General features: G+C 62.9%; 17 protein-coding genes. 9 read left to right on the plus strand and 8 right to left on the minus strand.

Going from position 1 to position 19,974, the window contains the following annotated elements; all coding sequences use genetic code 11:
- Positions 1 to 46 precede the first annotated feature (46 nt).
- From G545_RS0100305 to G545_RS0100320, 4 genes are all read right to left on the minus strand, one after another.
- Complete coding sequence (locus G545_RS0100305) at positions 47 to 1,201, minus strand: isovaleryl-CoA dehydrogenase (protein ID WP_027068660.1); 1,155 nt, start codon at positions 1,199 to 1,201, stop codon at positions 47 to 49.
- Between the two features lie 65 nt (positions 1,202 to 1,266).
- Positions 1,267 to 2,370 carry a Glu/Leu/Phe/Val dehydrogenase dimerization domain-containing protein gene (locus tag G545_RS0100310; RefSeq protein WP_027068661.1) on the minus strand — a complete coding sequence of 368 codons (1,104 nt, stop codon included), beginning with the start codon at positions 2,368 to 2,370 and terminating at the stop codon, positions 1,267 to 1,269.
- Between the two features lie 176 nt (positions 2,371 to 2,546).
- Entirely contained in the window at positions 2,547 to 3,050 is a 504-nt protein-coding gene (locus G545_RS14805) for a histidine phosphatase family protein (protein WP_052106792.1), read from the minus strand.
- A gap of 17 nt (positions 3,051 to 3,067) precedes the next feature.
- On the minus strand, positions 3,068 to 3,304 hold the full coding sequence (locus G545_RS0100320; RefSeq protein WP_027068662.1) for a hypothetical protein: 237 nt from the start codon (positions 3,302 to 3,304) through the stop codon (positions 3,068 to 3,070).
- A gap of 309 nt (positions 3,305 to 3,613) precedes the next feature.
- Here G545_RS0100320 and G545_RS0100330 point away from each other — a divergent pair, with 309 nt between their 5' ends.
- From G545_RS0100330 to G545_RS15510, 6 genes are all read left to right on the plus strand, one after another.
- Positions 3,614 to 7,264, plus strand: a complete 3,651-nt coding sequence (locus G545_RS0100330) for a methylmalonyl-CoA mutase family protein (RefSeq protein WP_027068663.1) — start codon at positions 3,614 to 3,616, stop codon at positions 7,262 to 7,264.
- Between the two features lie 115 nt (positions 7,265 to 7,379).
- Positions 7,380 to 8,297, plus strand: coding sequence for a HamA C-terminal domain-containing protein (locus G545_RS0100335; RefSeq protein ID WP_027068664.1), 918 nt, complete (start codon positions 7,380 to 7,382; stop codon positions 8,295 to 8,297).
- 2 nt (positions 8,298 to 8,299) lie between these two features.
- Positions 8,300 to 10,402: a DEAD/DEAH box helicase gene (locus G545_RS15125; protein ID WP_331439584.1), complete on the plus strand. Its 2,103-nt coding sequence runs from the start codon at positions 8,300 to 8,302 to the stop codon at positions 10,400 to 10,402.
- A 529-nt stretch (positions 10,403 to 10,931) separates the two neighbouring features.
- Positions 10,932 to 12,851 (plus strand): hypothetical protein, encoded by a 1,920-nt coding sequence (locus tag G545_RS0100345; protein ID WP_027068665.1) that lies wholly within the window; start codon positions 10,932 to 10,934, stop codon positions 12,849 to 12,851.
- Positions 12,851 to 13,633, plus strand: a complete 783-nt coding sequence (locus G545_RS0100350) for a hypothetical protein (RefSeq protein WP_027068666.1) — start codon at positions 12,851 to 12,853, stop codon at positions 13,631 to 13,633. Before G545_RS0100345 ends, G545_RS0100350 begins: the two co-directional genes overlap by 1 nt.
- Positions 13,630 to 14,385, plus strand: a complete 756-nt coding sequence (locus G545_RS15510) for a hypothetical protein (protein ID WP_154656464.1) — start codon at positions 13,630 to 13,632, stop codon at positions 14,383 to 14,385. Before G545_RS0100350 ends, G545_RS15510 begins: the two co-directional genes overlap by 4 nt.
- A gap of 59 nt (positions 14,386 to 14,444) precedes the next feature.
- Here G545_RS15510 and G545_RS0100355 read toward each other — a convergent pair whose 3' ends face one another.
- Genes G545_RS0100355 through dcm form a run of 3 tightly spaced genes read right to left on the minus strand, consistent with a single transcriptional unit; the run spans position 14,445 to position 17,497 of the window.
- Positions 14,445 to 15,827: a type II restriction endonuclease gene (locus tag G545_RS0100355; RefSeq protein WP_052106543.1), complete on the minus strand. Its 1,383-nt coding sequence runs from the start codon at positions 15,825 to 15,827 to the stop codon at positions 14,445 to 14,447.
- The gene (locus G545_RS12940; protein ID WP_036136079.1) at positions 15,805 to 16,254 is read right to left on the minus strand and encodes a very short patch repair endonuclease; all 450 of its coding nucleotides are present in this window, start codon (positions 16,252 to 16,254) and stop codon (positions 15,805 to 15,807) included. The genes G545_RS0100355 and G545_RS12940 overlap by 23 nt, the downstream gene beginning before the upstream one ends.
- Positions 16,255 to 16,258: 4 nt before the next feature.
- On the minus strand, positions 16,259 to 17,497 hold the full coding sequence (dcm, locus tag G545_RS0100365; RefSeq protein WP_027068668.1) for a DNA (cytosine-5-)-methyltransferase: 1,239 nt from the start codon (positions 17,495 to 17,497) through the stop codon (positions 16,259 to 16,261).
- A gap of 509 nt (positions 17,498 to 18,006) precedes the next feature.
- On the opposite strand from dcm, the gene G545_RS0100370 reads away from it, so the two are divergent.
- Positions 18,007 to 18,525, plus strand: a complete 519-nt coding sequence (locus G545_RS0100370; RefSeq protein ID WP_027068669.1) for a hypothetical protein — start codon at positions 18,007 to 18,009, stop codon at positions 18,523 to 18,525.
- Between the two features lie 13 nt (positions 18,526 to 18,538).
- Here the strand turns inward: G545_RS0100370 and G545_RS12945 are convergent, their stop codons facing one another.
- Entirely contained in the window at positions 18,539 to 18,841 is a 303-nt protein-coding gene (locus tag G545_RS12945; protein WP_052106544.1) for a VOC family protein, read from the minus strand.
- A 96-nt stretch (positions 18,842 to 18,937) separates the two neighbouring features.
- Between G545_RS12945 and G545_RS0100380 the strand changes: the two genes are divergently transcribed.
- Complete coding sequence (locus G545_RS0100380) at positions 18,938 to 19,549, plus strand: peptidoglycan recognition protein family protein (protein ID WP_027068670.1); 612 nt, start codon at positions 18,938 to 18,940, stop codon at positions 19,547 to 19,549.
- Positions 19,543 to 19,971, plus strand: coding sequence for a hypothetical protein (locus G545_RS0100385; protein ID WP_027068671.1), 429 nt, complete (start codon positions 19,543 to 19,545; stop codon positions 19,969 to 19,971). Before G545_RS0100380 ends, G545_RS0100385 begins: the two co-directional genes overlap by 7 nt.
- Positions 19,972 to 19,974 lie beyond the last annotated feature (3 nt).

Genomic DNA, 19,974 nt, shown 5'->3' on the forward strand with positions numbered 1-19,974 from the left:
AACGCCCTCCCAGCCCCGGCAGACCTTTCGTTCCCGGTTCCCGCTCTTACTTCACTCCCACCAACTCCCGCCCCACCAACATCAGCCGAATCTCATTCGTCCCCGCCCCAATCTCATACAACTTCGCATCCCGCAGGATCCGCCCGGTCGGGTACTCGTTGATGTAGCCGTTGCCGCCGAGGGCCTGGATCGCCTCCAGGGCGACCTGCACGGCGTTGCGGCTGGCGTGGAGCAGGCAGCTGGCGGCGTCGACGCGGCTGTCGTGGCCGGCGTCGTAGTCGCGGGCGACCTGGTAGGCGAAGGCCCGGCTGGACTGCAGCGCGGTGTACATCTCGGCCATCTTGGCCTGCATCAGCTGGAAGCAGCCGATGGGCTGGTCGAACTGGCGGCGCTCGCGGACGTAGGGCAGGGCGATGTCGAGCGCGGCCTGCATCAGGCCCAGCGGGCCGCCGGACAGGACCAGGCGCTCGGTGTTGAGGCCGCTCATCAGCACGCGGACGCCCTCGTTGACCTCGCCCAGCACGTTTTCGGCCGGGATCTCGCAGTCCTCGAACACCAGCTCGCAGGTGTTGGAGCCGCGCATGCCGAGCTTGTCGAGCTTCTGCGCGGTGGAGAAGCCCTTCATGCCCTTCTCGACGAGGAAGGCGGTCATGCAGCGGCTGCCGGCGTCCTTGCCCGCGGTGCGCATGTAGACGATGAGGACGTCGGCCTCCGGGCCGTTGGTGATCCACATCTTGTTGCCGTTCGCGACCCAGACGTCGCCGCGCTTTTCGGCGCGGCAGGACATCGAGCCGACCACGTCGGAGCCGGCGCCGGGCTCGCTCATCGCCAGCGCGCCCTTGAGCTCGCCGCTGCACAGGCCGGGCAGGAACTTGCGCCGCTGCTCCTCGGTGCCGTTGGCGTAGACGTTGTTCACGCACAGGTTGGAGTGCGCGCCGTAGCTCAGGCCGATCGAGCCGGAGCAGCGCGAGATCTCCTCCATCGCGACCACGTGGGCCAGGTAGCCCATTTCGCTGCCGCCGTACTCGCCCGGCACGGTCAGGCCGAGCAGGCCCATTTCGCCGAGCTTGGGCCACAGCTCCTGCGGGAAGGCGTTCTCGTGGTCCACCTTCTCCGCCAGCGGGGCGATCTCGGCTTCGGCGAAGCGGCGGACGGCTTCGCGCAGGGAATCGATTTCCTCACCAAGCGGGAAGGGGCGCATCACGTTCTCCAGTCAGAAACAACGACGGGGCACTAAGCCCCGTCGTCGGTTTACATCACTACGGCTCAGGCACCGCCGCGGATGCGGCCCTCGAAGCGCGGGGCGCTGCGGCCCAGCGGCAGCTTGAGCTTGCCCATCACCTCGATGCGCTCCTCGGCCATGCGGTCGGCGGCCTTGTAGGTCGGGATGCCGTCGCGCTGGGCGATCTCGAAGATGCGCGCCACGTTGTGGTAGATCGAGCGCATCTGGCGCATCGCGCGCTCGCGGTTGTAGCCGGTCATCTCCAGCGCGACGTTCATCACGCCGCCGGCGTTGACCGCGTAGTCCGGGGCGTAGAGGATGCCGCGCTTCTCGAGCTCGTCGCCGATGGCGTTGGTGGCCAGCTGGTTGTTGGCCGAGCCGCAGATGACCTTGGCCTTCAGGCGGGGCAGGGTCTCCTCGTTGACGGTGCCGCCCAGCGCGCACGGCGAGTACACGTCGGCGTCGACGTCGTAGATCTCGTCCAGGCCCACGGCCTCGGCGCCGTACTCGTTGACGGCCTTGTCGACCAGCGCCTGGTTGATGTCGGTGACGAAGATCTTCGCGCCGCGCTCCTTGAGCAGCTTCACGTACTCCATGCCGACGTGGCCCAGGCCCTGTACGGCGTGGCTGTACTTGCCGACTTCCTCGTCGCCGAACTTGGCGTTCAGCGCGGCCATCAGGCCCTGCAGGGTGCCGTAGGCGGTGAACGGCGAGGGGTCGCCCGAACCACCGTGGACCTGGTGCACGCCGGTGACGAACTCGGTCTCCTTGTAGACGTGCTCCATGTCGTTGACGTCGATGCCAACGTCCTCTGCGGTGATGTAGCGGCCGCCCAGCGACTGCACGGCCTTGCCGAACGCGCGGAACAGCGCCTCGGACTTGTCGGTGGCCGGGTTGCCGATGATCACGGCCTTGCCGCCGCCGATGTCGAGGCCGGCGACCGCGTTCTTGTAGGTCATGCCGCGCGACAGGCGCAGCACGTCGTTCAGCGCTTCCTGCTCGCTCTTGTACGGCCACATGCGGGTACCGCCCAGCGCCGGGCCCAGCACGGTGTTGTGGATCGCGATGATGGCCTTCAGGCCCGCGTCCTTGTTGTGGCAGAACACGACCTGCTCGTGGCCGAAGGTATCCAGGGTTTCGAAGATCATCAGCTGCTCCGCGGGCGCCGGGGCGCAAGGGCCTGTGCCGGCTTTGTGGGGTTAACGAACCCGCGATTGTACCCCCTCTCCCCGCCATGCTGCGCCCCCTCTCCCGCTCGCGGGAGAGGGTTGGGGTGAGGGCAGCTTTTGCCTTTGCTCTTCAGAAACCAGCCCAAAAGCGGCCCTCATCCGCCCTTCGGGCACCTTCTCCCGCAAGCGGGAGAAGGGAGATCGACCCGGTACACCCGCCCATGCTCGTCGTGGCCGATCTCCTCCAGGTCCGGACCCGCCCCCAGCGCCTCGGCCAGCGGATTCAGGGTGTTGGAATGCGCGACCACCACCGCGGGCTCGTTCCGCTCCACGACCAGCCGGATCAACGCGCCCGGTTCAGCCGGGTCGTACAGCTCCACTTCGGCGCCGGCGTCCGCAGCGATGGCGGCCGCGGTCTCCCGGGATCGACGGGTGTCGGTCGCGTAGACCCGCCGCAGCGCCGGTGCGCCAAGCTCCCGGTGCCAGGCGCCGGCGCGGACGCGTCCAGCGCCGGAGAGTGAGGGATCCGAACCCTCGCCAGCCTCGGCATGACGCAAGAGCCAGACCGTGGTCCGCATCTCGGAGGTATCCGCCGCCATGACCGGGGGGATTCCGACCGCCAGGGCCCACGCCACCAGCAACGTGGCAGCAACGGCCACGCCCCACCGTGCCGCCCTCAAAGCCGGCCCCGCGGTGTACGCACCAACACCAGCAGCAGGCCGGCCAGCAGCGAAAGCATGCCCATGCCCGCCACCGCCACGCGCAATTGCCAAGGGTCCACCGACAGGCTGCCGATGACGAGCAGGAAGCCGACCGTGGTCGTCAGGACGAGCCAGGTGACCGTGTTGCCGGTTCCGGGGGTGCTGGAGGCGTGCCTCGCGGGGGCGCCGGCGCGGTCCGTGGCCCCGGTCACGGGCAGACCGCCTGCAGGACCCAGGCCGCCAGGTAGAGCGGCGCCGCGAGGACTGTCCTGACCAGCGATTTGAGCAGGCAGATCATGGCGGCACCTCGGCGGGTTGGGGTTTGGAGTCAGTTCTACGCCTGGGGTGGAAGGGGTTCCCGTGCCGGAGGTAACGCTGTTCAGGTGAAGCGAAAGGCGGCCCTCATCCGCCCTTCGGGCACCTTCTCCCGCAGGCGGGAGAAGGGAACAACGGCACGGGAGAAGGGCGAGGCGGGGGCGGTACAATCGGGCGATTCCGTTTTCTGCATCAAGAGTGCGCCCATGAGCACCCCCGCGACCCAGATCCCCGAGCCCCAGGCCGACTCCCGCACTCCGCTGCGTTTCGTCACTGCCGCCAGCCTGTTCGACGGCCATGACGCGGCCATCAACATCATGCGCCGGCTGATCCAGTCGCAGGGCGCGGAGGTGATCCACCTGGGGCACAACCGCTCGGTGGAGGACGTGGTGCGCGCGGCGCTGCAGGAGGATGCGGACGCCATCGCGCTGTCGTCCTACCAGGGCGGGCACGTCGAGTACATGAAGTACATGGTCGACATGCTGCGCGAGCACGACGCCAGCCATATCCGCATCTTCGCCGGCGGCGGCGGGACCATCACCCCGGAGGAGATCGCCGAGCTGCAGGAGTACGGCGTCGAGCGCATCTACCACCCGAATGACGGGATGAAGATGGGGCTGGTGGAGATGATCGAGGATGTGGTGGCGAGGGCTGAGGAAGCCCGAAAGGCGGGAACAGGGAACAGGGAACAGGGAACGACGGGTGTGCCGTCGCTTGACGATGAGATCGGGATCGGGCGCGTGCTCAGTGCGCTGGAGGACGGCGTGTTCTCCGAGGCGGAGCTGGAGCAAGCCCGCAAGCAGTGGGCCGCCGCGTCCTCCCGTTCCCCGTTCCCTGTTCCCCGTTCCCGCTCCACCCCAGTCATCGGCATCACCGGCACCGGCGGCGCCGGCAAGTCCTCGGTCACCGACGAGCTGCTCAACCGCTTCCTGGCCAGCTTCCCGGAGATGCGGATCGCGGTGATCTCGGTCGACCCGACCCGCCGCCGCACCGGCGGCGCGCTGCTGGGCGACCGCATCCGCATGAACTCGCTGCGCAGCCACCGCGTCTACATGCGCTCGATGGCCACCCGCCGCCAGCACTCGGCCACCAACGTGGTGCTGCAGGACTCCATCGCCTTCCTTAAGGGCCTGGGCTTCGACCTGGTGATCGTCGAGACCGCCGGCATCGGCCAGAGCGACTCGGAGATCGTCGACCTGGTCGACTTCCCGATGTACGTCATGACCAGCGACTTCGGCGCCCCCAGCCAGCTGGAGAAGATCGACATGCTCGACTTCGCCGAGCTGGTCGTGCTGAACAAGTACGACAAGCGCGGCGCCGAGGACGCACTGCGCGACATCCGCAAGCAGTGGAAGCGGAATCGGGTGGCGTTCCAGATGAAGGACGAAGAGGTTCCGGTCTACCCGACCATCGCCAGTCAGTTCAACGATCCTGGCATCAGCTGGATGTTTGCCAACCTGTGTCGCTTGATGAGGGAAAAGGCGGGAACGGGGAACGGGGAACAGGGAACGTGGGGGACGCCGGGGTGTGATTGGGCGCCGGAAATTGATACTTCGCTCAAGGAGCCGCGGGCGACCGTGCTGATCCCGGGGAGCCGCGTGCGCTACCTGGCGGAGATTGCCGAGCAGGGCAGGGCGATCAACAAGAAGATCGAGAGCGAGTCCGAGGTGGCGGATCGGGCGCAGAGTTATTGGCAGAGCCTGCGGGATCTCGAAGACCCCGCGCTGCCGGAGCAGCTGGCGCTGTACCCGTCGTCTTCCCTTCTCCCGCCTGCGGGAGAAGGTGCCCGAAGGGCGGATGAGGGCAGCTCTTCGCCTGATGCGAATGCAGAGGCAGAAGCCCCTCACCCCAGCCCTCTCCCGCAAGCGGGAGAGGGGGTGGATTCCCGCGTTCGCGGGAATGACGGGGTGGATCGCACCCTCCTGACGCTCCGCCAGCGCTACAACGACGCCATCCAGTCCCTCTCCTCCGACGCCCTCCGCCTTTTGCGCGAGTGGCCGGACCGCCTCAAGTCCATCACCGACGAGGTCAACGAGTACCAGGTCCGCGGAAAGACGATCCGGGTCGAGAACTACCGCGAATCCCTGTCCCACCTGCAGATCCCCAAGATCGCCGCGCCGACCTACCGGTCCTGGGGCGAGCTGCTGGTGTTCCTGCAGAAGGAGAACCTGCCCGGCCATTACCCCTACACCGGGGGCGTGTACCCGTACCGCCGCACCGGGGAGGACCCGATCCGGATGTTCGCCGGTGAGGGCACGCCCGAGCGGACCAACCGGCGCTTCCACTACCTCAGCCTGGGCCAGCCGGCGGCGCGCCTGTCGACCGCGTTCGACAGCGTGACCCTGTACGGCGAGGACCCGGCCGAGCGCCCGGACATCTACGGCAAGATCGGCAACTCCGGGGTCAACATCGCGACCCTGGACGACATGAAGAAGCTGTACTCCGGCTTCGACCTGTGCGCGCCGACCACGTCCGTGTCGATGACCATCAATGGCCCGGCGCCGATGATCCTGGCGATGTTCATGAACACCGCCATCGACCAGCAGGTGGAGAAGTACCTGCGCGAGGACGAGTCCCGCTGGACCGCCGCGCAGGCCAAGATCGACAAGCTATTCGAAGGCAAGAAGCGCCCCGAGTACAGCGGCGGCCTGCCCGAGGGCAACGACGGCCTGGGCCTGGCGCTGCTGGGCGTCACCGGCGACCAGCTGGTGGACGCGGAGACCTACGCCCGCATCAAGGCCGAGACCCTCAAGACCGTCCGCGGCACCGTGCAGGCCGACATCCTCAAGGAGGACCAGGCCCAGAACACCTGCATCTTCAGCACCGAGTTCGCGCTGCGGATGATGGGCGACATCCAGCAGTACTTCGTCGACCACGGCGTGCGCAACTTCTACTCGGTGTCGATCTCCGGCTACCACATCGCCGAGGCCGGGGCGAACCCGATCAGCCAGCTCGCCTTCACCCTGAGCAACGGCTTCACCATCGTCGAGTACTACCTGGCGCGCGGCATGAAGATCGACGACTTCGCGCCGAACCTGTCGTTCTTCTTCAGCAACGGCATGGACCCGGAGTACACCGTCATCGGCCGCGTGGCCCGCCGCATCTGGGCCCGCGCCATGCGCGAGCGCTACGGCGCCAGCGCCCGCAGCCAGATGATGAAGTACCACATCCAGACCAGCGGCCGGTCCCTGCACGCGCAGGAGATCCAGTTCAACGACATCCGCACCACCCTGCAGGCCCTGTACGCCCTGTTCGACAACTGCAACAGCCTGCACACCAACGCCTACGACGAGGCCATCACCACCCCCACCGAGGAAAGCGTGCGCCGCGCCGTGGCGATCCAGATGATCATCACCAAGGAGCTGGGGCTGAACTACAACGAGAACCCCTGGCAGGGCAGCTTCATCGTCGACAAGCTGACCGACATGGTGGAAGAGGCCGTGTACCAGGAGTTCGAGGCGATCAGCGAGCGCGGCGGCGTGCTCGGCGCCATGGACACCATGTACCAGCGCGGCAAGATCCAGGAAGAATCGCTCTACTACGAACACCGCAAGCACGACGGCAGCCTGCCGCTGGTGGGCGTGAACACCTTCAAGGGCAAGGACAGCGAGGTCGCCACCGAGATCGAGCTGATACGCTCGACCCCGGAGGAGAAGGGGCAGCAGATCGAGAACGTGCGCGGGTTCCAGGGGAACCGGAACCCGATCGGGGAGGACGCGCTCCGCGAGCTGCAGGCGACCGCCCGCGAGCGCCGCAACGTGTTCGAGAGCCTGGTGGAGGCGGTGAAGACGCATAGCCTGGGGCAGATCAGCCATGCGTTGTATGAGGTGGGTGGGGAGTATCGACGGAATATGTGACGCTCGGCGGTGAGTGGCCGGTCTGGGTGCGCCGGACCAGCCAACTTCCCGGCATCGTTGGGGCTGTGAACCGCGTCGCCGTCCGCGACTACCACGCCGGTTCAAAGGAGGGGGCTTGGCAATAAGTGTCGTGGTGGACAGGTGCTTTCTAGACTTCAACACGAAGTCGGGGCTGACGCCAATCGATCGGAAATTTCTGCTCTCGTTTCTTAATGATTTCGAGGACGGGAAGTGGAGAGATTCCGCGTTCGATGACTTCCTATGGGACAACGTCGCTCAAACTGCACTCACGCAAGCTGAGAGAGAGAACGCGATGCTCGGGGATCGCTCTCGGCTACGTGAAGCGGCGAAGAATCTTCGCTTGATCGACAAGGAGCCCGAATCCTCCAAAGGAAGCGAAATTGCGGAGATAATTCTGTACGGCTTAATGCGTCTCCATTTCGGCGCGCTGCCTGTAGTACCCAAAATTTTCTACAAGCAGAATGTAAACGACTTCGCAAAAGGAGCCGATAGTGTTCACATCTCAATCGATGGTGATGCATTTCTCCTGTACTTCGGAGAGGCCAAGTTTTACTCGTCCATTGAGAATGCACGCTTGGACTCGGTCGTCGATTCCGTAAGGAAGTCCTTAGAGACCGATAAGCTAAAAAAAGAGAACGCGATAGTCACGAGTTTGCGGGAGCTGGATACCTTGGATCTCCCGGGTGGCATGGCCGAGAGGATTCGCGCCGCGCTCTCAAACAGAGCGTCCATAGATGACATTAAACCCCTGATCCACGTTCCAATTCTGCTGCTGCACGAATGTTCCGTGACGGCGGCAGCAACCCTCAAGGATCAGGCTTATCTCGATGCGATCACCGATGTGCATCAAGAGCGGGCGCAGTCGTACTTTGAGCGGCAGGTTGCCGCACTTGCTCCTAGCGTCGCGCGTTACGGCGAGATTACGTTCCACCTAATCCTGCTGCCCGTTCCCTGCAAGAAGAAGGTGGTTGACCGCTTCTTGACTGAGGCCGCATTGCTGAAGGGGGCTTGAGTGTGGACGATCTTCTATTCGCCCGTTGCGCGTTGATTAATCGACACCTCGAACTCGGTGACGAGCAGGAGGCACGCGACGGGGTCATTCAACTGCTCGACTACTGTCAATCGCAGGATATTGCTCCGCCCCCTGTTTTGAATGCATTGACGAGGATGGTCGGGCTCTATCCGTACCTACGGACTGGCCTTTCATGGGACGAGCGCTACCTGCTGTCTGCATTCAGTGCAGACGCCGGGAGCGGCGAAGTTGTCCTGCACAGAGAGCAAGCAACTGTCCTTAGAATGTTGCTCGATGGAGCCAACCTTGCGCTGAGCGCACCGACGAGTTTTGGAAAATCATTCATCGTCGATGCTTTCATCTCTATTAAGCGGCCACGCAATGTTCTGATAATAGTGCCCACTCTCGCCCTGGCGGATGAGACCCGCCGACGACTCCACGTCAAGTTCGGGCGCAGACTTAAAGTGATTACAGCGACCGAGGAAGAGCCTTGCGAGGCCGGAAACATATTCATCTTCCCTCAAGAGCGAGCTATAAGTTACTCGGCGAAGATGCCAGACCTGGACTTGCTAATTGTTGATGAATTTTACAAAGCAAGCCGAGAGTTCGACAGGGATCGATCCGCACCGCTTATACGGGCAATTCTCAAGTTTGGAGCAAAGTCCAAGCAGCGTTACTACTTGGCCCCGAACATTGCGTCTCTCAGAGAGAGTCCATTTACGGAGGGGATGGTTTTTCACCGCGTGGACTTTAATACGGTATTTCTACGAAAGCACGAAGTATATCACGCGATCCAGGGGGCGCAGGCGAAAACAAGTGCGCTAATGGAAATTCTCCAGAACGCCGGCGGGAAAACACTTGTCTATGCAGGGACATATGCCGCGATCAAAGAGGTTGCCACGGCGCTGCTTGATCAGTTTGAAGGACAGGGATCCGAGCTATTGGAGGAATTCCATCAGTGGCTGGTTGAAAGCTATGGGCCAAACTGGCTGTTACCCCGTCTAATGCGGCGGGGTGTTGGCGTGCACAACGGGCAGCTACACAGGTCAATCGGCCAGATACAGATCAAGCTGTATGAAGATCCTGACGGAATCCAAGTCCTTCTCTCGACGTCGTCAATCATCGAGGGGGTTAACACGTCGGCCCAGAACGTGGTGCTCTGGAAGAATAGGAATGGTGCCTCACGACTTACCGATTTTGAGTACCGGAACATTATCGGGAGAAGTGGTCGAATGTTCCGGCACTTCGTCGGTCACGTCTTTATCTTGGAGGCGCCGCCCGCCGAACAAGTGAATCAGCTGGTTCTGGAGCTGCCTGAAGAGCTGCTAGGCCTACCCGACGTTGAAGAAGACTACAGTCTTAATGTGGCTCAGAAAGGGCGCGCCGACGATTTCAGGCGAGAGGTGTCCCAACTGCTCGGAGGGCGCGATGCGGACGAAGTTTTGCGCGATCACAACGTTCAGACCAGTGACGCTTCCGTCATCAAGCGTATATTGACCGACCTTCGCCAGAACCCGCGCAGCTGGAGCGGGCTCTCGTATTTGAACTCTGAGGATCCGAAGGAGTGGAGATTTACGCTCTTCAGGGTACTTTATCTTGATCCTGGTGCATGGGATACCACATACACCAAGTTCGTCGCATTCACTCAGGTAATTGCAAAGAACTGGGTTAGCACCATTCCAGAGTTACTCGAAGAGCTTGCGGGTTTGGATATAGACCTGGACCTATTTTTCAAACTTGAAAGGAACGTGTCTTACAAGTTGGCAGCGCTCGTCGGGGACGTAAATACGTTGCAGCAAGCTGTGAACCCGGGCCGTCATGTGGATGTTTCTGCGTTCGTCGTGCGCGCTGCTCATGCCTTCTTGCCGCCTACGGTGTTTGAGCTCGAGGAGTACGGGTTGCCTCGAATGATCTCGCGGAAGCTCCAAGACGCAGGCGTGGTAGATTTTGAGGCGGCCGATTGCCGGCTCAGCTCAGCGATCCAAGAGATTGTTGACCAGAGGAGCTTGGTCCGGGAGATACTGGAGGGGTTCGAGTGTTACATTTTCGACTATTTCCTCAGCGGGGTGATGCCCGAATCAGATGCAAACGATGCCGAGCACTAAGCCGGTGCCGCCCATCTAGGCGTCTTCGGGTCCAGCGGTAAGGAGGGTCGCCACGTAGGCCGTCTCACGGGCGGGGCTGGACGGGGCGGACGCATGGAGTTTGGGTGAGGCGCGTCGGCTAGGAGTCAACCCAACAAGGACACCGGGCTAGGTTCACCGGCAGCCAGTCTACCGCAGGCCGGCCGAAGCGCCGGACGCACCCGGTGAAGCGCTGAGTGTTTTGGCCCCACCAATCGCCTAGAGTCGGACGGCAGTAGGTGCGCTGCTGTTGCAGGTGGAGCCGGATGACGTCGAGGTCTTCTTTGTTGAGGGGCGGTCAGCAGGTTACCGTGAACCTTCGCCCTGCTCCGGCTCCGGCTCCGGCTCCGGCTCCGTCGAGCGGCGTGCGGGGGGCAGAGTTCGGGTCGCAAGGGAACGCTGTTTTCGTTGATGCGCCAGGGGTGCCCACTTCGATTTGATGCCGTAATCTGATCAACGCCTGCTGAGCCAATGGCGCAGAGGGGTTGATTCGCCTAGACAGGGGGAAGCAATGGCCTTTTCATGGTCTTTCAAAGAGGCGACGCCGGGGGATCGTGCCCGCGAGTCTCAGGTAGAGAAGTTCTTCAGTTCGGATGCCGTTCGCAACAAAGCGAACGCGGTGGTGCGAGAGGGCATTCAGAATTCGCTGGACGCGGCGTCGGAAGGTGAGGCGATCCATGTACGGATCACGCTGGATGAGTGGAGTGCGGCTGAGGCGCGCGAGCGGCTGCCCGTCTATGAGAGGGGCTTCGTGGAGCACTCCACCGCAGAAGGAGTGCGGTCGAAGATTGCTACCCTTCCGGGCGCCGGCGACCCGTTTCGCTTCATGGTGTTCGAAGACTTCGGCACCTCTGGACTAAAGGGGGACCCAGCGGAATGGTGGCCCGACGAGCACGGTGACTCCGGCGCCTTCTTCAAGTACTTCCGCGCCGAAGGCATGTCGGGAAAGGCCGACGGCGCGCGCGGGCGTCACGGTGTGGGCCGCCTGGTCTTCATGTTTGCCAGTCGTACCCGCACGATGTATGGATTGACCAGGCGCGATGGGGCGAACGGTCCGGAGGAGCTCCTGATGGGTACCTCGGTGCTTCGGAACCATCGCGTGAACTCCATCCCGTATCTGCCGGATGGATGGTTTGGGGTGGAGGATCCCGCGGTGCGCGGACTTACCCTTCCGATCACGGAGAAGTCGTTCATTGATCGATTCAAGCGCGACTTCATGGTCACACGGGATAATCGAAACGGGTTGTCAGTCGTCGTTCCATGGTTGGCCGAAGATGTGACGCTGGAATCGACCGTCCAAGCTGTTCTGGCCGAGTACTACTACCCGATTCTTGCCGGAAAACTGACAGTTGAGGTCGCCTCCGGCAAGTCAGCCACCCTCGTCGACCGAGGAACATTGGATGAAGCAGTGGCGGCGCAGCCACTCCACTTCACCGACCGCTTCCACCCCCTCCTTGAACTCGCGCGAGCGGGGCTTGAAGACCAAGACTGGCTGGAGCTGCCATTGCCGGCAGGCGGGGCGCCAAAGTGGAGCAAAGGTGTAGTCAGCGAGAGTCACGCCGAAGCTATCCACAGGAAGATGGAGGAGGGAGAGCGGATCTTCATACGCGTCCCCGTCGAAGTTCGCCGGAAGAATGGTGCGGGCGTGGAGTCGGAGTTCCGGATCCTTCTTGAGCGTGATCCGACGATCGCCGACAGTCTGATTCAGTTCGTCCGCGAAGGCATCATTGTCAGCGATGTCCGTCCGAGGAGAACATCCGGCATCCGGGCACTTGTGGTGGTGGAGAAGGGTGCCTTGGGTGAGTTCCTCGGCGACTCCGAGAACCCGTCACACACGCAATGGCAGAAGGACGTATTGAAGGAAAAGTACACGTACGCTCCGGCACTGCTCGAATACGTTGTCCAGTGCGTTCCTTGCCTTCTTGCGGAGGTGAGTCAGCAGCAGAAGAAGCCCGACGCTTCCCTGTTGCTTGATCTTTTCGCGTTACCCGCAGAGCAGGGAATCGAGCGTCCTCGCCCCGATATTGCCAAGCCGAAGCCCGGCGCCGATACATGGAGGGACAAGATCGCGATCGAGAGGAGGCCGCGCAGGTACTCCATCAGTCGAAGGGGTACTGGCTTCGTGGTACGTCGCGGCGATGACGATGCGGTGCCTCCGGCGATCTTTTCAGTGAGGGTTGCTTATGACGTTCGCCGTGGGAACCCGTTCAACAAGTATGTTCCGGCCGACTTCGAACTCGGCAAGGGTGGTGTGGATTTCCACACTTCAGGTTGTGAGGTCACGCGATCAGGGTCCAACTGGGCTGTCGTTCGTGTGCTCGGAGAAGACTTCGAGTTCGGGATAAGCGGGTTCGACATCAGACATCGCGATCTTCATGTGGACGTGCGCGTGACTGAAGATGTTCCTGCAGTCAGAAAGGAGGCCGCCTGATGCCGCGCAGGTTCAACTACACCGATCGCCAGCGCATCCTTAGAGAACACGTGAGCATCCGTGTCGTGCAGGAGCAGGGTGGGGGCCTTTCGTTCGAAGGCGCGATCGATCTCTCCGGCTATGGGATTTCGAAGAAGCACCCGCAAGCGCGTATCTTTGTTGAAGCCTATCGGGGCGCGACCGCGAGCTGGAAGCGGTTCGACTTCGGAAGCGTCGATGCGATCAGTCCTCCCTCGGACCGTTCGCTGGATGAATTCAGGGTACCGGAGGGCATCCTCTTCAGAGTGCGCGTGACGGCTACCGACAGTGAAGGGGTGGGGCGACTCGTGGCGGAAGCGGATGGGGTGCGTCCGCAGCTGCCTGGCGATGATGCGCAAGCAGTACAGCCGCTGATCCAGCACATGCCTGCTGACGACATTGGTGACGAAGTGTGGCGATTGGACTTTACGGGCGAGATGCCGCTTCTGAAGATCAACAGCCGGATCGCAGTCGGGGTCGACCAGTTCCTGATGGAACCGCGGTACCGGGCTGTGTTCGCCCCTGCAGTTATGCGTCAGATTCTGACTTGGATTCTTCTGATCGACAGGTTCACAGGTGACGAGCACGACGACGAAGATTGGCGGCAACGTTGGCTGCGCTTTGCAGCGCGGCTTGCGGGTTCCGATCACGCAGCGGCTGGAGACGACAGCGGGGCTATAGAAGACTGGATCAATCTTGCAGTGGAAGGTTTCGCCAAGAGGATCAGAGCGAGGTCTTCGTTTGAAGCAGGGGGGAGCGCATGAACCTGGGGCAGCTGACTGAAGCAGGCTTGGAATTTTTCTCTGATTATCTGGTGCGGGCGAGACTGGGTGAGGCGGTCAGCGTCCCGCGCCACCTGCTGTCGGACCCGAATTACAGCACTGTCCTTTCCGACGACATCATGGTTGATGCGGGATACTCTTTCCGTAGCCGCTTTGATTGTGCTGCGTATTTACATGATGCTTTGGCGGAGGCGCCGCCGGAGATGGAGCGGAATGTCGGCATGTGGGCGTGGCTATCGTTACTGTACTTCGACCAGGTCTGTCCGACAGGAAAAGACGGCGGGCGGAAGGTTGGAGAGCGTGCGCGCTACATTCCGGCACCAAACGCTTTTCAGCGGTTCTACAGACACCTTTTGTTAGGTCCTTACTTTGTCTACCGTGCTCACAAGGATGACCCGTCCGTCGCTGGTGCGGTGCTTGCCACCCCGGTGAACGCCCCGGGCGACCTCGTCGAACAGTTGGCTTCGCGCCAGGAGTTGGTCTCGAATGCGGCTGCCATGGGTGTCGCAACGAAGCTGTACGTCGATAGCAAAGGAAGCCTCAAGCGCGGCGCTGGTGGAAAAGGCCCGGGCTCGGCGCGTCGACTGGTGGACGTTCTCAATCAGTTCGATCTGACGTATGACTTATACGCAATGCCGAGTGACGAGCTGCTTGCTCTGTTGCCGAAAGAGTTCGACAGATTCCTGACAAGTGCGCGGTCAACCTCTCGGGCGTCGGCACAGGCCCACGCCTAAACTGCTAACGATGGTGGTCAGCCCCGTTGTTGGGGAACCCTTTTCGGTCACATGTGCTGTCAGCGTGTTAGTTGCCCCACGAGCGCGGGACGTTCGTCGCGAATTGATCGATCAAAGAACTCCCGGAAGGAGAGCACGTTGTTCTGCCCCTTATAGAACGCCTCGTCGCTGGTCTTGAGTGACTCGGGCACCACCAGGCGAATCCCGAGTCCCGCCATTTCGTGGATGGCAGTCGGCGGAACGCGATCGTCGACTGTCGCCAGGTAGACATCGCAGTTGAGCTGCTCGCTTGACACCTGCTTCCATCGTTCGCGCAGCGTGGTTTTTGCGGCCAACACAAGAGCGTCTGACCGCTGCCGCGTCTTCTTTCGCAGCGTGGGGAGATCAGGGAGAACGAAATCGGGTCGACGCCCTCCAGTGACGGCCTGCTCCTGGAACCGCACATCGCCAGCTTTGAGGGCAGCGGCAATGTGGTGCTCGAATGAGCGGCCGGCCCTCGTTTTGCGCTGTTGGCTCGCGCTCAGCAGTACAGCATCGATGTCCGGGTATCGGCGAACGACGGTCGAGGCGAGGTCGTCCCCGCCAACCAGAATCGCGAGCAACTCCGAAGCGCGGCGTTTCAGCTCATGCGCTCTGTAGAGCCGATACTCGATCTCCCGGCTGATCGTCATGATGGCGTCTCCGGGGTTGCTGATTTGCCACGGGTCCAAGTCACCCCGGTTGTTGTTCCGTAGCCAAGCGTTCCGAGCGTCGGTCGCAATCGTAGCCGGGTCGGGGATTACCGAGTAGGCCGCCGCCAGCTCATGGAGGGTGCCATTCCGGATTGCGGAGCGGAACTGCTCGATCAGCTCCTCGAGTTCATCCTGGTCCGCGCGGCGCGAAGCAGCGAAGGCGTCAGCGTGGAAGAGTCCATGATGGAAGTCCACCGGAAGGTCCAGCAGGGTCTCCAGCAGCTCCGCCTCGTCGCCCGCCGCGTCCAGAACCACGGCCCAAGAGCTGAAGGATTCCGTCGGGCGGGTCAACCTTCCTGCAAGGAAGAGCGAAGCCGGCGTCAGCTCGCGGAAAAAATCTTTGGGAAGCCGTGTGAGGTGGGTCTCCTGCCCCTTGTTGCTGTAGTGGCGCAGGTTCGAGCGGGTCACTTCGCCGGTCTGTGGCCACAGCACATCCAGGCTCGCGACAAAAATATGCGGCTTGGCGGGATTCGTTGCCTCGAACTGGGGGAAGAAACCTGAGTCCCGGAGTTCGACGGGAATGTACAACCCCGCTTGGTGCTTTCCCTGGTCATCGGCCCAGGACGTGTCGTTACGGGAGAGCTTCTTGACCAGAAGTTGATCGCTGTCGTTTACCAGCGCCTGGATCTTCCACCAGAGCGGAGAGCCGTCTGCAGCTTCCTCAGCGACGCGACCTGCTTCCCCCAACTCAAGCAACCCCTGCTTCCCCATTCGAACCCCCCTTCCGAATGCGTTCTGCCAACTCAATGATGACGGCGCTGCGCGCGTCCGTCGAGAGTCCGCGCAACTGGCACTCCCATATCGTCTCAACGCGCCAGCCCGTCGCTATCAGTTCGGCTTCCTTTCGTCTGTCACGTTCCGCATTGGCATCGATCTTTGTCCTCCAGAACTCGGGGCGCGTCTTTGGGAGGCGGAAAAGATGGCAGTCATGGCGATGCCAGAAACACCCGTGCACGAAGACTACGGTGCGGTACTTCGGCAGCACGATGTCAGGCCGCCCCGGCAGGCCGGCGCCACCCAGCCGGTACCGGAAGCCCAGCGCGTGCAGCCCGCGCCGGACCTCCAGCTCGATCTTCGTGTCTTTCCCCCTGATGCGTGACATCAGCGCGGAGCGCTGCTCCGGACTGATGATATCCATCGAATCAGGCTACCTTCTTCTCCGCCGGGACCGGTTCACCGATCCGGTCCAGCAACGGGTACATGAGGTCGGCCACTGCGGCGATGACGGGCACGACCACCGAGTTGCCGAACTGCTTGTAGGCACGGGTATCGGATACCGGAATTCGGAACGTGTCGTCATAGCCCATGAGCCGCGCGCATTCTCTCGGAGTAAGGCGGCGCGGGTTCCGCCGAGGCCCGCGGGAGACGAGAATCTCGGATCCGTCCTTGTAGTAGCGCGCGGAAAGCGTACGGGCGACGTCGTTCCCAGTCACCAGTCCGAACCCGAACCCGTTGCCCTTCTCCCGGTGCTTCATGGCGTAGTTCTGCAGATACGCCCAGAGCTTGTCCGACAGTGTGTACTTGCTGCTGACCCGGCCCTTGGGGCCTTCCAGACACTGCCATTCGGCGGGTTCGCTTCCATCCTCGCTGTGGAGAATCGTACGCAGCTTCGGACCGTCCTCGACAGGCGGCAAGTCCAGGTCATCCCAGTCAAACGGCACCTCTTCGCGGAAGCCGACGATGATGATGCGCTCGCGGTGCTGCGGGACGAAGTGCTTGCCGTTGATGACCTTTGTGTGGACTTTGTAGCCGAGTTCGTTCTGCAGCACATCGATGATGGTGGAGAAGGTGCGGCCCTTGTCATGGCCCACCAGGTTCTTCACGTTCTCCAGGAGAAATGCCTTCGGGCGCTTCGCGGCGATGATCCGTGCGACATCGAAGAACAGAGTTCCCTGGGTCTTATCGGCGAAGCCGTGCGGCCTGCCAAGAGCATTCTTCTTGGAGACGCCAGCGATCGAGAAGGGCTGACAGGGGAAGCCGGCGAGCAGGACGTCGTGGTCCGGCACGTCTTCCTCGTACACCTTGGTGATGTCTCCGGCGAACATATGGTCCGGGCCGTCATGGAAGTTGGCCGCGTAGGTCTTGCAGGCGTACGGATCCCATTCGCTGGTGAACACACAGCGGCCGCCCAACTTTTCGAAGGGAATGCGGATCCCTCCGATGCCCGCGAACAGGTCGATGAAGCGGAAAGTTGCAGGTCCGGTTGGCGGATCCCCGAGCGGCAGCAGCCTCTGCCGGATGGCGTCCGCAATGTAGGGCTTGGGTTCCGTTTCCCGGGTGTGCCAACGGCGTACAGTCCGCACGTCCACGCCGAGCGCCATGGCGACCTCCTTGGCAGTGAAACGCTGGAGAGCGAGGTCGATGAGGTCGTAGGTGTCCATTTCTGCTCCGGGAATCAATGCGGGCATTCTGTCCGAATTCGTCCCGTGGGGGAAGGTCAGACCGGAGGCCACCGCGTGTACTCGCGGTGACCCCCCAGGCCGGAATGTGACTCAGCTTGTGTGGCAGGAAGAAGCGCAGTGCTTGCAGCCGTTCGCGGTCGGGTAGATAGCGCGTGCTGCACTTACAGCTGTCACGCATGTGGCGTGATATCCGAGGTCGGCTGTGCTCTGGGCGAGACTCAACCAGTAGCAGGTGTCCGCGTGGACTTCATGATCGCCGTTCGGCCGGGGGGGGGCGGTTGACGAGATATCGGGGCACGTCTCTTCTCCGGTTCGCGCGTGGTGCGCCATAGCAATCTGCAGAGGCACCGTCTCAGCAGCTGCGATCTACCGGCTGGCGGCTCCGGTGAGACCGGCCAAAGTGGACTCCACTCCCGCTATCGCCCGTCGCTCCCGTATGCGACGCTGCCTCCCGGGCACTAGCCCACCGCAGCCGGGGAGGGCGGCACATGGAGCAGGGGAATGAGGGGCGTGAATGGGGGAACGTGAAGTTCCGGGCCCGGCGCGAGCGTGGGGTGCAGACGCACAGTGAGGACGACGCGCAATCCCGGTTCGTGACCGGCCTGGTGGTCTTCCTGGCAGTCGCGATTGCGTACCCCTGGTATTCGTACTGGGTGCAGTCCCGGTTGCTGGGATACGAGTTGAACCTGGCTGTGGATGGGCTGAAGGCGGAGGTCGCCGCTCAGGATGAGCAAATGCGAGTAGCGAGGTCACAGCAGGAGCGAGCACGCCGCGAAACCACTGCCCGCGACCACGTCGCTGCCGTGCGGGTCATGGGTGCAAGCGAAGGCACCGCGGGGCCGGTCGTCGTGGTGAACCTCGGACAGGCCGGCGTCGGTGAATCCACGGCGCAGATCTGCCAACAGGCACGCCGATTCCTCGGCCGCCCGCTACACGGCGAAAGACTGCGGCTACAACGCTATCGGGGCAGCCAGCCGACGACGGACGCAGGCACCGTGTATTGCTGAGGACGGGCACCTACTACTTCTCCCGCCCCTCGTAATTCACCATCCAAGCCACCCCGAACCGGTCCGTACACATCCCGAACCGCTCGGCCCAGAACGTCTTCTCCAGCGGCATTGTCACCTTGCCGCGCTCGGAGATCCCGGCGAACAGCCGCTCCGCCTCGTCGGCGTCCTTCGTGTTTACCGACAGCGAGAAGCCGCCGAAGGGCGTGCCGTACTCCGGCGGGCAGTCCGCGCCCATCAGCAGCGAGCCGTCGGGGAACCGCAGCGTGGCGTGCATGATCTTGCTGCCGTCGCCGCCCGGCGCCTGGTCCGCCATGGGGGATTCCACTTCCGTCGCCTTGCGGCTGGCGGGGTCACGATATACGGTCCATGAGGCCGTAGGATCGCGGCGAGGACACATCAAGGAGGATGCATGTTCCGTATCGACGAGGACGGGATGGTGCGCAGCGCGCTGATCGAGGCGCGCCGGTATACATCCCTGGAGCGTGGTGACATGCCGGTGGTGAACGGCATCGTCGTCCACCAGACCGGCGGGTCCACCGCCCAGTCGACCTTCAACAGCTACGCCAACAGCACGGTCGGTGCCCACTTCCTGATCGACAAGGACGGGGCGATCTACCAGACCGCGTCGCTCTACAAGCGGGCGAACCATGTCGGGCTGTTGCGCTCGCGATGCCTGGAGCGGCACAACTGCCAACCGGCCGAACTCAAGCGCTTGCAGGCGGCCACGCTGCGCCAGCGCAGCACGATGGAGCACGGCAAGGCATTCCCGGACCGCTTTCCGTCCAACCGCGACAGCATCGGCGTCGAGCTGGTCGGCGAGTACAACCGCAATCCGGAGTTCGGCACGGTGCGCGGTGCCGACGAGTACCTGTATGTCCCGGTGACCGATGAGCAGAACGCGGCACTGCGCTGGCTGGTGGGGGAGCTTCGCCGCCTGCTCAGCGTCGCGGCGGAAGAGGTGTATCGGCACCCGCAGGTGTCGTACAAGACTCCGACGGAGGCGGCGACGGCGTCATGGTGACTGGATATCGGCTCTTGCTGGTGGCCGCCGCGCTGCTGTTCTCCGGGTGCGCGCTTTCGCACACGCATGTAGCGGGTGGTTCGCCGTCCGCCAATTGGCTGGACGTGGTGTCGCTCCAGATCGCCGAGAACGGCGCGGCCTCGCCCGATGTGAACTCCGGGGAGTGCCGCACCTTCGTCCTGGACGAACCCGTGGTGCGCCGAGCACTGGAGGACGGCGAGCCGATTGGTCGCGACGCGTACCTGCACCAGTTGCCGTGGTCCCCGTGCCTCGCACGCGGGCGGCTGGAACTGCAGGACGGCAGGCAGGGCATCTGGACGGTTCGCCAGTACGGAACAGGCTCGGTCCTGTTCGACGACGGCGCGGAGCGGTTCTTCTGGTGCCGGACGTGCACGTCGCCGCCGTTCGTGGCGGTGGAGTAGGCG

The sequence above is a fragment of the Lysobacter defluvii IMMIB APB-9 = DSM 18482 genome (assembly GCF_000423325.1).
GTDB classification, from domain to species: domain Bacteria; phylum Pseudomonadota; class Gammaproteobacteria; order Xanthomonadales; family Xanthomonadaceae; genus Novilysobacter; species Novilysobacter defluvii.